12 protein-coding genes and 1 other annotated feature are annotated in these 12,561 nt (G+C 40.1%); all 12 genes read left to right on the top strand.

What is annotated here, in order from left to right:
• Positions 1-15 precede the first annotated feature (15 nt).
• Positions 16-1,170, top strand: a complete 1,155-nt coding sequence (gene ftsZ, locus B7E05_RS14285; RefSeq protein ID WP_080874831.1) for a cell division protein FtsZ — start codon at positions 16-18, stop codon at positions 1,168-1,170.
• A gap of 370 nt (positions 1,171-1,540) precedes the next feature.
• Complete coding sequence (gene spoIIGA, locus B7E05_RS14280; RefSeq protein WP_080874830.1) at positions 1,541-2,461, top strand: sigma-E processing peptidase SpoIIGA; 921 nt, start codon at positions 1,541-1,543, stop codon at positions 2,459-2,461.
• Positions 2,462-2,474: 13 nt separating this feature from the next.
• A complete protein-coding gene (gene sigE / locus B7E05_RS14275; RefSeq protein ID WP_080874829.1) occupies positions 2,475-3,194 on the top strand; it encodes an RNA polymerase sporulation sigma factor SigE in 720 nt (239 codons plus the stop codon).
• Between the two features lie 121 nt (positions 3,195-3,315).
• Entirely contained in the window at positions 3,316-4,098 is a 783-nt protein-coding gene (gene sigG / locus B7E05_RS14270; protein WP_080874828.1) for an RNA polymerase sporulation sigma factor SigG, read from the top strand.
• 968 nt (positions 4,099-5,066) lie between these two features.
• Positions 5,067-5,327 carry a YlmC/YmxH family sporulation protein gene (locus B7E05_RS14265; protein WP_080874827.1) on the top strand — a complete coding sequence of 87 codons (261 nt, stop codon included), beginning with the start codon at positions 5,067-5,069 and terminating at the stop codon, positions 5,325-5,327.
• A 112-nt stretch (positions 5,328-5,439) separates the two neighbouring features.
• Entirely contained in the window at positions 5,440-6,270 is an 831-nt protein-coding gene (gene pgeF, locus B7E05_RS14260; protein ID WP_080874826.1) for a peptidoglycan editing factor PgeF, read from the top strand.
• A 1-nt stretch (position 6,271) separates the two neighbouring features.
• Positions 6,272-6,952, top strand: a complete 681-nt coding sequence (locus tag B7E05_RS14255) for a YggS family pyridoxal phosphate-dependent enzyme (RefSeq protein ID WP_080874825.1) — start codon at positions 6,272-6,274, stop codon at positions 6,950-6,952.
• 15 nt (positions 6,953-6,967) lie between these two features.
• On the top strand, positions 6,968-7,405 hold the full coding sequence (locus tag B7E05_RS14250; protein ID WP_080874824.1) for a cell division protein SepF: 438 nt from the start codon (positions 6,968-6,970) through the stop codon (positions 7,403-7,405).
• 9 nt (positions 7,406-7,414) lie between these two features.
• Positions 7,415-7,672: a YggT family protein gene (locus tag B7E05_RS14245; RefSeq protein ID WP_425435114.1), complete on the top strand. Its 258-nt coding sequence runs from the start codon at positions 7,415-7,417 to the stop codon at positions 7,670-7,672.
• Between the two features lie 21 nt (positions 7,673-7,693).
• A complete protein-coding gene (locus B7E05_RS14240; RefSeq protein WP_080876320.1) occupies positions 7,694-8,470 on the top strand; it encodes a YlmH family RNA-binding protein in 777 nt (258 codons plus the stop codon).
• Between the two features lie 73 nt (positions 8,471-8,543).
• On the top strand, positions 8,544-9,047 hold the full coding sequence (locus B7E05_RS14235) for a DivIVA domain-containing protein (RefSeq protein ID WP_080876319.1): 504 nt from the start codon (positions 8,544-8,546) through the stop codon (positions 9,045-9,047).
• Positions 9,048-9,140: 93 nt separating this feature from the next.
• Positions 9,141-9,357 (top strand) — a binding site (T-box leader).
• Between the two features lie 70 nt (positions 9,358-9,427).
• Entirely contained in the window at positions 9,428-12,181 is a 2,754-nt protein-coding gene (ileS, locus tag B7E05_RS14230) for an isoleucine--tRNA ligase (protein ID WP_080874822.1), read from the top strand.
• Positions 12,182-12,561 lie beyond the last annotated feature (380 nt).

Here is a 12,561-nt window from a genome sequence, read left to right as displayed (position 1 = left end):
AGGAGGAACCATAATATGTTAGATTTTGATACAAACATGGAAGAATTAGCAACGATAAAAGTTATTGGAGTCGGCGGCGGCGGTAATAACGCCGTGAACCGAATGATTGAGCATGGCGTAGAAGGTGTTGAATTTATCGCAGTAAACACGGATTCACAAGCTTTAAATCTTTCTCAGGCAGAATCCCAAATACAAATTGGCGGCAAACTAACCCGTGGTCTTGGTGCCGGTGCCAATCCGGAAGTTGGAAAAAAAGCAGCGGAAGAAAGTAAAGAACAATTAGAAGAAGCGTTAAAAGGTGCAGACATGGTTTTTGTTACTGCCGGAATGGGCGGCGGTACTGGAACTGGTGCAGCTCCAGTTATTGCACAGGTAGCGAAAGATCTGGGAGCATTGACTGTTGGTGTCGTAACTCGTCCGTTTTCTTTCGAAGGCCGGAGAAGATCGACACAAGCGGTGTCCGGTATCGATACGCTGAAGGGCAGCGTAGATACATTAATTGTTATTCCAAATGATCGTCTGCTGGAAATCGTGGATAAAAATACACCGATGCTGGAAGCATTCCGTGAAGCAGATAATGTACTTCGTCAAGGTGTACAAGGTATCTCTGATTTGATTGCCAAGCCGGGTCTGATTAACGTCGACTTTGCTGACGTAAAAACAATCATGTATGACAAAGGTTCTGCTCTAATGGGTATCGGCATTGCAACCGGAGAAACAAGAGCAACAGAAGCGGCTAAAAAAGCAATTTCTTCTCCATTACTGGAAACCTCGATTGATGGGGCGCATGGTATTCTAATGAATATCACCGGCGGTACAAACCTCAGCCTTTATGAAGTACAGGAGGCAGCTGATTTAGTTACTTCTGCAGCAGATCAAGAAGTGAATGTTATCTTTGGTTCCGTTATTAATGAAAACCTCAATGATGAAATTGTTGTTACCGTCATTGCTACTGGTTTTGATGAAAATGCACAGCCAAAAGCTGATACACGTCAAAAACAGCAACGTCCAAATACAGGACAAACACAACAGGCAGCAACAAAACAACCAAATGAATCAAACCCTGTCAGGGAAAGAGAAGCATCCAATCCATCTCCTTCTAAACCTCGTCCTGAGGAAGATGAGCTGGATATTCCGACCTTCTTAAGAAACCGAAACCGTAATCGGTAAAAGATAAAATAAAAAAATGCGGTTGTCACAATGTTTCAGGTGACAACCTTCGTTACACTTATGCGGTAAGAAAATGTATCCTTTTTAACTGCCAAAAAACGCTGTGCTAAAAGAACTCCTTTTAGCACAGCGTTTTTTGATAGAACGGGAATATATAAACCTTCCATTTTCACCCCCCAAAAATCATTAGACACGATTCTTAAGAATAAGTGTTAAATAGCTTCTTTTTGCATACAAGAATTGACAGACTTTTCTCTTCAGATTGTCTATACTTTTCAACATATATTACTTTCATTTTATGAAATCAAGTATACAGAAGGTAATGTCTCCTTCTGGTGAGCAGTAAAACGTAAGGGAGGTGCGGTACGGATTGTCTATTTACTTAGACGTTATTTGGGCATTAAATTTTATGGTGGATTTAATGCTGCTGATGCTCGTACAGATACTTGCCCGAAAACCAGTAAAAAAAATCCGCCTGTTTTTTGGCGCTTTTGTTGCTTCATGCATTGTTCCGCTGACAATCTATTTTCCTGATTCCTTTTTCAATCATGTTGCCGGCAAACTGATGTATTCCTTTGTCATTATTTGCAGCACATTTGGCTTTAAAAGTCTGTATCGCTTTATCAAACTGACTTTCCTCTTTTATTTCGTTTCTTTTGCTATCGGAGGAGGATTAATGGCGATTCATTTTTTCCTGCAACGTCCGGTAACTGTTTCTTTGGAGGGGATTATCACATTTAACCAGGGTTATGGTGACCCGGTCAGCTGGATTTTTGTTATTACTTGCTTTCCGATTATTTGGTATTTTACAAAACGGCGTATGGACGAGCATGTTGGAGAACAAGTGAAATATGATGAGATGCATAAGGTTGTATTGACCATCAATCATCAATCCTTTGAGTCCATTGGTTATATCGATAGCGGAAATCAGCTTGTCGATCCATTGACGAAACAACCTGTTGTCATATGTGATCAGCCATTTTTAAAACAGTGGTTTGATGATGAAGTGTGGAAGGAGCTGCAACATGTGAAAGAGAATCTGGATTTCAGCAGACTTCCAAAGAAATGGGAAGACAAACTGCACTTGGTTCCTTATCAGGGAGTCGATGGAGCTCATTCATTTATGTTGGCCATCCGGGCAGAAAAACTGACCATATTTTATAACAATGATGTTTTGGAGACGGCAAATGTATTAATTGGAATTCAATTTGGCGTATTGGAAAGGGACGGGCAATATCATTGCCTGCTGCATCCCCTTATCGTGAAGCAATCTATCACACAAACAGCATAAAGGAGTGTGCGTTATGGCTATTTGGAAGTTCAAACTTAAATTACGCTGGTATCAATTTCTTAGAAAGATAGGAATCAAGCCAAAGGAAATCTATTACATTGGTGGAAGTGAAGCATTACCGCCGCCTTTAACCAAACAGGAAGAACAGGAATTACTAAAAAAACTGCCTAAAGGAGATAAAACGGCCAGATCAATGTTAATTGAAAGAAACTTGAGATTGGTTGTTTATATTGCTCGAAAATTTGAAAATACAGGAATAAATATTGAAGATTTGATTAGTATAGGCACGATCGGGCTGATTAAAGCAGTAAATACGTTTAATCCGGAAAAAAAGATTAAGCTGGCTACCTATGCTTCCCGCTGTATCGAAAATGAAATTTTAATGTATTTGCGCCGAACCAATAAGTTAAAGACAGAGGTTTCTTTTGATGAACCGCTGAATATTGATTGGGATGGCAATGAACTCTTGTTATCGGACGTGCTGGGAACAGAAGAAGATATTATTACGAAAAGCATTGAATCGAATGTGGATAAATCGTTGTTAAAATCAGCCTTGAGCAAATTAAATGCACGTGAGAAGCAAATTATGGAACTTCGTTTTGGATTAGTGGGCGATGATGAAAAAACACAAAAAGATGTAGCAGATATGCTTGGAATTTCCCAGTCTTATATTTCCCGATTAGAGAAGAAAATTATACGTCGTTTAAAAAAAGAATTTAATAAAATGGTTTAACTTGCTATGTCAATCATAAACCGCATATCACATCTTTTTTTACAACTTTTTCCTGCATAAAAACTTTTCCCGGGGAGATACTGTCCTTGAACAGCATCTAAGATTGGGGAGGTTTTCATGAATGGCAAGACATAAAGTTGAAATATGCGGGGTTGATACATCAAAACTTCCAGTACTTAAAAACGATGAAATGAAAAAATTATTTGTACGGATGCAGCAGGAAAACGATATGTTTGCCCGGGAAGAATTAGTAAATGGCAATCTACGCCTTGTTCTTAGCGTTATTCAGCGTTTTAATAACCGTGGTGAATATGTTGATGATTTATTTCAAGTTGGCTGTATCGGTCTGATGAAATCAATTGATAATTTTGATTTATCCCATAATGTGCGTTTCTCCACCTATGCTGTTCCCATGATCATTGGTGAGATCAGAAGGTACTTACGGGATAATAATCCGATTCGTGTATCCAGGTCTTTACGTGATATTGCTTATCGGGCCCTGCAGGTCAGGGAACAATTAATCAGTAAAACGTCCAAAGATCCATCTCCAGCAGAAATTGCCAAGGAAATGGACGTCGAGCAGGCGGAAATTGTTTTTGCACTGGACGCTATTCAAGATCCGGTTTCTCTTTTTGAACCAATCTATAACGATGGCGGAGATCCTATTTTTGTGATGGATCAGTTGAGTGATGATAAAGATAAAGATTCCACATGGGCAGATAAACTGTCACTGAAAGAAGGAATGCACCGCTTAAATTCGAGAGAAAAAATGATTCTAAATAAACGCTTTTTTCAAGGGAAGACACAGATGGAAGTGGCGGATGAGATTGGAATATCGCAAGCTCAAGTGTCCAGACTTGAAAAAGGAGCTATTTCCCAGATGAATAAGCAAATGTTTGAATAATTGCAAAGCCTTGCCTGCGCGGTGAGGCTTTTTTTGATGCCAAGATACTTCTTCATCCTGCGCTATATGTTATTTACATATGGATATACTTCATTGAATTGGAAACAGCTCTTTTTATTTTTATCTTAACTATTTTTTGAACGGGATATGGTGTATAGCTCCGCTCCGGCCAACCACTCCGCTTTCCGACGTACAGGACGTACTAGTGCAGACGTTGCAACAGGACGTTGCGATCTTAGTCTGCCATGGGGACGGCTTCAGCTAACTTGAAAAGAAAACCGCTTTTCAAGTGGATCTTCAGCTCGCCCTGCGATGCACACGACGTGCAAGTGCAAGCGTTGTGACAGAAGTCACGGTTTTAGCTTGCAAACCACTTAGGAGTCTACGTGGTTGGCCTGCGCTCTAATAGGATTCTACAGCGCATGGAAGAAATGACATACTGATGAAGTTAGATGAAATAATCGCTTTTTAGCCTGAAAAACCAATCATTTTTGGTGTTTCAAATGGTTGATTTAGCAGTTCAAATCATGACATCGTAGATCGTTCATATCGAGAATAGCTTTCATGCACAGAAAGGAATGATTGTTGAACATTTTTACCATTCACTACAAAAAGTCTCTTCTGTCTGATCTACCTTTTATTTGTTCAGCTATTTCACGTATAGAATATCTAACTAGCGGAGGCGGACCGTTTTGACTCCTGAGGGATCAGCACCATCTGAAGATCCACTTTTGCCAAGTGCTTTTCTTGGCAAAAGTTAGCTGAAGAGCGTGCCCCTAGGAAAGCAAAACGGTCCGCCGTAGCGGTCGTCTTACACTTTACCTTCTCATCTTTGTCAACAGCTGTATGGAAGAAACAATCAACCCCTGTCCCTATGGGATGGAAGTTACTTTTTAAAGGGCGAAAGTTGAGTTTTTATGAAAAAAAGCGGCTGTCCATGCATAGAATAAGAAGAGGAGGGAGCTGGCATGGTGAAACTATCTGACTTACAAATAAAAGAATTAATTGTGATGGACGATGGAACAAGATTAGGGCATATCATTGATTTGGAGATAGACGGAAGGACCGGGAGAATTATCGCTATCATTGCGGAAGCGAAAGGGAAAAAATCAGGCATGTTTGCCAAAGCTGGAGAGCTTTTCATTGCTTGGGAAAAAATCGTACGGATTGGGGAAGATGTGATTTTAGTGGAAAAAGTAAAAGGGCCGGATCTCTATACCGAAGATTAAGGAGAAATTATCGATATAATGTGTTAAAATAAGACACAAATTGAAATACAAAAAATAAGACTTGCAGAATGCTTGTAAGGAAATGGAGAACAAAGAGGAAAGAGGGAAAAACATGGAGCCATTTCAGCTAAAAAGGAAGACAAGACTGCATCTATCCTCGTGGGAAACGGAAATCCCGGGCTTGATTGCAGGATTCACAACAAAAAATGGCGGTGTCAGTGAGGGAGCCTACGGGCAATTAAATATGGGGCTCCATGTAGCAGATAACGAGAAAAACGTCTTAGAAAATCGGCGTATTCTCAGCAAAGAGTTACATGTACCGTTATCCCGATGGATTAGCGGTGAACAGGTACATGGAACAAAAGTCTATCTGGCAGACACAGCAGATGCTGGAAAGGGTAGTGTTTCTTTTAATTCCAGTATATCCGGAGTCGATGGATTAATTATGAATGAATCAGATTCTATGCTTGGTACGGCTTTTTTTGCAGATTGTGTTCCCTTATTTTTTGTGGATCCAATTACAAGGATAGCTGGCATTGCCCATGCAGGATGGAAAGGGACGGTTGGACAGATTGCCTGGGAAATGGTACAAAAATTAAAAGAAGCAGGGGTTTCTTTAGAAAACCTCAAAGTTGCGATAGGTCCGAGTATTTCCAAAGAAAATTACATTGTTGACGATGTTGTATTATCGTATCTGAGTGATGAACAGAAACAAAAATTTACGAAAGAGGTATCGCCAAAGCAATATGTTATTGATTTAAAAGAGCTTAATGCCGACATCCTTGTACAATCTGGTGTCTTTCGTCATAATATAGAGGTAACAACATATTGTACATTTCAAGATGAGAGACTATTCTTTTCACATCGGCGTGATAATGGAAAAACAGGAAGAATGTTAGGTTTTATCGGCTTTTTAGAAACAGATGAAATAATGGAGGATTAGCATGGTGGCAGTAAGAGAAAATTTGGAGGGAATTCAGGCTGATATAGAACAAGCTGCAGAAAGAGTTGGCAGAAATAAAGAAGATATTCATATTATCGCTGTGACGAAATATGTTACAATAGAACGAGCGAAAGAAGCAGTTTCTGCCGGGATAACGGATTTGGGAGAAAACAGAAATGAAGGTTTTTTAGCGAAATATGAAGAGATCAGAGATCGTGCCTCCTGGCATTTCATCGGGTCGCTGCAATCCAGAAAAGTAAAAGATATGATTCATCAAGTTGATTATATCCATTCACTGGACAGAAAATCTTTGGCAAAAGAGATTAATAAACGAAGTCAACAAACCGTTCTTTGCTTTGTTCAGGTAAATGTGAGCGGTGAGGAATCGAAACACGGATTAGCAGAAGCAGAAGTGGAATCGTTCATAAAAGACTTGGCAGCATTTGAGCATATACGTGTCGTCGGTTTAATGACCATGGCGCCACATGTTGACAATCCGGCAGATACCCGTCCGCTGTTTAAAAAAATGCGGTTGCTGCGAGACCATATCCAGAAGCAGAACTTTGATCATGCACCATGTGAATACTTATCTATGGGGATGAGTAATGACTATCAGGTTGCTGTGGAGGAAGGTGCGACACATATTCGGATAGGCACCAAACTGGTCGGCAAAGAACAATAAAGTGAGGTGCAAAGCATGAGCTTTAAAAAGAAGCTTAAGAATTATTTCACGATGGATGATGAATATGAGTATGAATATGCTGAGGAAGAGCAGACAGAAGAAATACCTTCCGTTCAGGAAAAAACGGCAGGAGGTAAGAATGTTGTGAACCTTTCCAGCATACAAAATACGAGTTCAAAAGTTGTTTTAGCTGAACCCAGAAATTATAATGAAGCTCAGGATATTGCTGATAACGTTGTGAACAGACGGGCAGTTATCATCAATTTGCAGCGAGTTGATCATCAACAGGCAAAGCGGATTGTGGATTTTTTGAGCGGAACAGTATATGCCGTGAAAGGGGATATTCAAAAATTGGGATCAGAAACATTTCTATGTACGCCGGATAATGTAGAGATATCCGGAAGTATCTCTGAAATGTTATATGAACAGGAAGATTACGATAAAGGATGGTAGCAGCTGATGTTGGGACAAATCGTTTCACTAATAAGTATAGCTTTAAACATTTATAGCTTTGCATTAATTATATATATTTTGATGTCCTGGTTCCCGGGAGCAAGGGAGTCAAAATTTGGAGAAATGCTCGGAAACATTTGCGAGCCTTATTTAGAAATATTCCGTAAGTTTATTCCGCCACTTGGCATGATTGATTTTTCTCCAATTGTTGCGATTATGTTATTGTATTTTGCCAGAATGGGCTTTATGCAGCTTGCAATGATGTAAGGTGGAAAGAAAGGGATGACCATGGAAGTTTATCAGCATTTTCGAAAAGAAGAGCAGCCTTTTATTGATCAGGTTCTTTCTTGGAAAGACCAGGTGGAGCGATCTTATATCCCGAAATTGACAGATTTTTTGGATCCCCGTGAACAGGAAATTGTACAGATGCTTTTAGGTGTCCATCAGGATGAATTGCAAGTGGAAGCATTTGGCGGTTCTCTGTACAGTGAACGAAAAAGAATCGTGATTGCCCCTGTGTATGAAACCATCACAGAGGAAATGTTCCAAGTGGAGCTCTTGGAGGCAGTTTATCCGGAAAAATTCGTTCGACTGGAACACCGGGATGTCATGGGAGCTTTTATGTCCCAGGGTATAAAGCGTAAAAAACTGGGAGATATCATGATAGCAGATGGAAAAGTTCATTTGCTGGCGGCAGGAGAGGTTGTTCCGTTTATCAAGATGAATTTGACATCGATTAAAAAATCCCGTATATCTTTTAAAGAAACCCCGCTGACTTCTCTTCTTGTTAAAAAAGAAGCTTGGACAGAGTCTGAGAAGACTATTTCCTCTTTGCGACTGGATACAGTGGTGAAAGAGATATATGGGGTATCCCGGAAAGACGCAGCTGTTTTGATTCAAAAACTGCATGTAAAAGTAAATTACCGGGTAGTCGATGATGTGAAATTCCAGTTACAAGAAGGGGACATGCTCTCTGTCCGGGGAAAAGGCAGAAGTAAAGTAGTAGCAATCCGCGGGAGGACGAAAAAAGATAAAATCAAAATGACTGCCGCGAAATTGCAATAAATACTGGAATTTTAGCTCGAATTATTGAATAATGAAAGAGAAGCTAAAAACACCGAACAGGGAGGTGGAGATGGTGGCACTATCACCATTAGATATTCATAATAAAGAATTTGCAAGAGGATGGAAAGGCTATGACGTGGATGAAGTCAATAAATTTCTGGATCAAGTGAAAAAAGATTATGAAATTGTCATCCGTGAGAGAGATGAGTTAGACCAGAAGGCAAAAGAGCTTCAAGAAAGATTGGGGCATTTTACAAATATTGAAGAGACATTAAATAAGTCGATTCTTGTTGCGCAGGAAACAGCAGAAGATATTAAAGGCAGTGCGCAAAAAGAAGCAAAATTAATTGTCAAAGAAGCTGAAAAAAATGCAGATCGTATTGTCAATGAGTCATTAAGCAAAGCACGAAAAATTTCACTGGATGTAGAAGAACTGAAAAAACAGGCCAAGGTATTCCGTTCCAGAATGCGCATGCTCGTCCAGGCACAATTAGAAATGCTCGGTACAGACGATTGGGAAGAATTGTTTGATACAGAGGTAGATGAAGATTTAGAACTAATGGAACATGAATCGTAAAGACTTGACTTAAACTTATATATTACATATAATTCATACAAGTGTAGCGTTTATAACATTGGTTTTATATGAAAAAATGATATGATTTTTATAATAAATACGAAGAAAGAGAAAGTATAGAAGATTATTTTGTCTAAGCGAGTCAGGGACGGTGGAAGCCTGATACAAAGTACTTTTAGAAAATCACTCTGGAGTAGCTGTTACGAAAAAATGTAGGAACAGCCGGCTGTCCACGTTACGGATATCGAGTGAATTTAATGCGGGTCATTAAATTTATAAGGGTGGTACCGCGAGTCTTCTCGTCCCTTTAGGGATTAGAGGGCTCTTTTTGTATTTAAAAAACATTTTAATATGTGATGAACATTACAGGAGGGAATATCTTGGAATACAAACAAACATTATTAATGCCGAAAACAGCTTTCCCAATGCGTGGAAATCTTCCGAATAAAGAACCGGAACGCCAAAAAAAATGGGAAGAAAACAATCAATATCAAAAAAATCTGGAACGTACAGCGGACAGACCATTATTCGTTTTGCATGATGGGCCTCCTTATGCGAATGGAGATATCCATATTGGGCATGCGTTGAATAAAATCTTAAAGGATTTCATTGTCCGTTATAAATCCATGACTGGTTACTATGCTCCCTATGTTCCTGGCTGGGATACACATGGATTGCCGATTGAAACGGCGCTAGCGAAGAAGAAAGTAAAACGAAAAGAAATGTCTGTGGCGGAATTTCGTAAGCTTTGTGAAGAATATGCCCTTCAGCAAATTGACAGCCAGCGTACGCAATTTAAAAAATTAGGTGTGCGTGGAGATTGGGATAATCCATATATTACGCTAACGAAGGATTATGAAGCTTCGCAAATTAAAGTATTTGGTGAGATGGCACGGAAAGGTTATATTTATAAAGGCCTCAAGCCGGTATATTGGTCTCCGTCTTCGGAATCAGCTCTTGCAGAAGCAGAAATCGAGTATCAGGATAAACGCTCTCCTTCTATCTATGTTTCTTTTGAAGTAACAGACGGAAAAGATGTATTTGATGGCGGAGAAAAAATGATTATTTGGACGACAACTCCTTGGACGCTTCCAGCGAACTTAGGAATCAGTTTACATCCTGACTTAAGCTATGTGGTGGCACAAGTAAATGATGAAAAGTATATCGTTGCAGAAGCTTTGTTAGAAGATGTAAAAGAAGAATTAGGTTGGGAAGATGTAACGGTTGTCAAGAAATTCAAAGGTCAGGAAGCAGATCGCGTAGAAGCGCAGCATCCTTTTTATGACCGCAAATCGCTTGTTATGCTGGGAGAGCATGTGACAACAGACGCAGGAACAGGCTGTGTTCATACAGCGCCTGGTCATGGGGAAGATGACTTCTATGTTTGCCGCAGATATGGCATCGATGCTTTTTGTCCAGTAGATGAGAAGGGTGTATTCACCAGTGAAGCGCCGGGATTCGAAGGATTGTTCTATGATAAAGCAAATAAAGCTATCACAGAAAAATTAGAGGAAGATGGAGCACTATTAAAATTAGAGTTCATCACACACTCGTATCCGCATGATTGGAGAACAAAGAAACCAACGATTTTCCGTGCGACATCACAGTGGTTTGCGTCAATTAAAGACTTCCGTCAGGATATTCTGGATGAAATCAAACAAGTGAACTGGTATCCGCATTGGGGAGAAACGAGACTCTATAATATGGTAAGAGACCGGGAAGACTGGTGTATTTCCAGACAACGCGCCTGGGGTGTTCCGATTCCGGTATTTTATGGAGAAGACGGCACACCAATCATTAACGACGAGACGATTTCACATGTATCGGAACTTTTCCGTGAATATGGTTCGAATGTCTGGTTTGAGAGAGAAGCCAAAGATTTATTGCCGGAAGGGTATACTTCGGAGCACAGCCCGAATGGCAAGTTTACTAAAGAAGCTGACATTATGGATGTGTGGTTTGATTCAGGTTCCTCACATGAAGGGGTACTGATGAACCGTGAAGAGCTCGATCGTCCAGCTGATGTGTATTTAGAAGGCAGTGACCAGTATCGTGGCTGGTTTAATTCATCCTTATCTACGTCTGTAGCTATAACTGGAAAAACACCATTTAAAAATATTATCAGCCATGGTTTCACCCTTGACGGAAATGGCCGTAAGATGAGTAAATCATTGGGTAATACCATTGATCCTTCTAAAGTACAAAAACAATTAGGTGCCGATATTTTGCGTCTCTGGGTATCCAGTGTAGATTATCAGGCAGATGTACGTATTTCGGATGCTATTTTAAAACAAACATCGGAAAGTTATCGGAAAATCCGCAATACCTTCCGTTTCTTATTAGCAAACCTTGCTGATTTTGATCCGAGTAAAGACCGTGTGAAGGATGAAGATTTGCAAGAAGTCGACCGTTATATGCTTCATCGCCTGCAGCAAATCTTGAAAAATGCGCGTGATAATTATGAGGAATTTGAATTTGCGCCGGTCATCAGCCAGGTTCATAATTTCTGTGCTGTTGATTTAAGCTCCTTCTATTTAGATTTTGCGAAAGATATTCTATATATTGAAGCAGCGGATAATCCTCGCCGTCGCAGTATTCAAACCGGATACTATGAAATCTTAACAACACTTGTGAAGTTAATTGCTCCAATTATTCCGCATACTACGGAAGAAGTTTGGGAATATATCCCTGGAGTGGAAGCTGAAACAGTTCATTTAACAGACATTCCTGAGCCGCGTCAAGTTGCAGGGTCAGAAGAGGTTGTCGGTAAATGGGACCACTTTATGGAAGTAAGAGATGATGTCCTAAAAGCTCTGGAAGAAGCTAGAAGCGAAAAAGTTATTGGAAAATCTTTAGAAGCAAAAATAACATTAGCACCGCTGGATGATGAGACAAAACAGGTGCTTGAAAATGTTACACACCTGCACCAGTACTTTATTGTATCTGAAGCAGTTGTTACCAGCGAAAAAGGAATCGGCAAAGCATATGATTATGTAGAAGTGAAAGTCGAAAAACATCCGGGCGAAACTTGTGAACGCTGCTGGGTTTCTTCTGAAACAGTGGGTGAAGATCAAGATCATCCAACATTGTGCGCAAGATGTGCAAGTGTAGTGAAAGAAAACTATATGGATTAAAGTAAAAAAGAGCCGGCTTTCTAAGAGCTGGCTCTTTTTTAGGTGTGCGCCCTGCATGGGTGAGAACTTGGTGGTGAAAGTCCACTACAGGCTTGGCAGTAGGAACTGTTAGCGAAAGACAAGGTGGCTATTGTGAGATAGTGGCTGAAGGAAGTCAGACGCAAACTCCTGGACTGACGAACAGAAATTAGATAGAAGGCTGGATTAGGTCGGATAAATCTGCACTACAAGATGAAGTCCAATACTGCCCGAAACCTATACAGTAAATCTAGCAGTTATATGGGAGGAAAGTTCTCACTCTTACCGGGGGAGGTCTTGTGAGGGTGATGAACAAGTTGAAGAATAACGAGTCAACACAACTAAGGTGGTGACATCTTGGT

This window comes from Oceanobacillus timonensis, assembly GCF_900166635.1.
GTDB classification, from domain to species: Bacteria; Bacillota; Bacilli; order Bacillales; family Amphibacillaceae; genus Oceanobacillus; species Oceanobacillus timonensis.
Note: the sequence above shows the minus strand (reverse complement) of the source record. Positions and strands in the feature narration are given on the sequence as shown.

What these genes read in the sequence shown, in the direction of transcription:
- ftsZ (WP_080874831.1), top strand. Translation starts at nt 16, where the DNA reads ATGTTAGATTTTGATACAAACATGGAAGAATTAGCAACGATAAAAGTT.
- sigE (WP_080874829.1), top strand. Translation starts at nt 2,475, where the DNA reads ATGGCTATTTGGAAGTTCAAACTTAAATTACGCTGGTATCAATTTCTT.
- sigG (WP_080874828.1), top strand. Translation starts at nt 3,316, where the DNA reads ATGGCAAGACATAAAGTTGAAATATGCGGGGTTGATACATCAAAACTT.
- B7E05_RS14265 (WP_080874827.1), top strand. Translation starts at nt 5,067, where the DNA reads ATGGTGAAACTATCTGACTTACAAATAAAAGAATTAATTGTGATGGAC.
- pgeF (WP_080874826.1), top strand. Translation starts at nt 5,440, where the DNA reads ATGGAGCCATTTCAGCTAAAAAGGAAGACAAGACTGCATCTATCCTCG.
- B7E05_RS14255 (WP_080874825.1), top strand. Translation starts at nt 6,272, where the DNA reads ATGGTGGCAGTAAGAGAAAATTTGGAGGGAATTCAGGCTGATATAGAA.
- B7E05_RS14250 (WP_080874824.1), top strand. Translation starts at nt 6,968, where the DNA reads ATGAGCTTTAAAAAGAAGCTTAAGAATTATTTCACGATGGATGATGAA.
- B7E05_RS14240 (WP_080876320.1), top strand. Translation starts at nt 7,694, where the DNA reads ATGGAAGTTTATCAGCATTTTCGAAAAGAAGAGCAGCCTTTTATTGAT.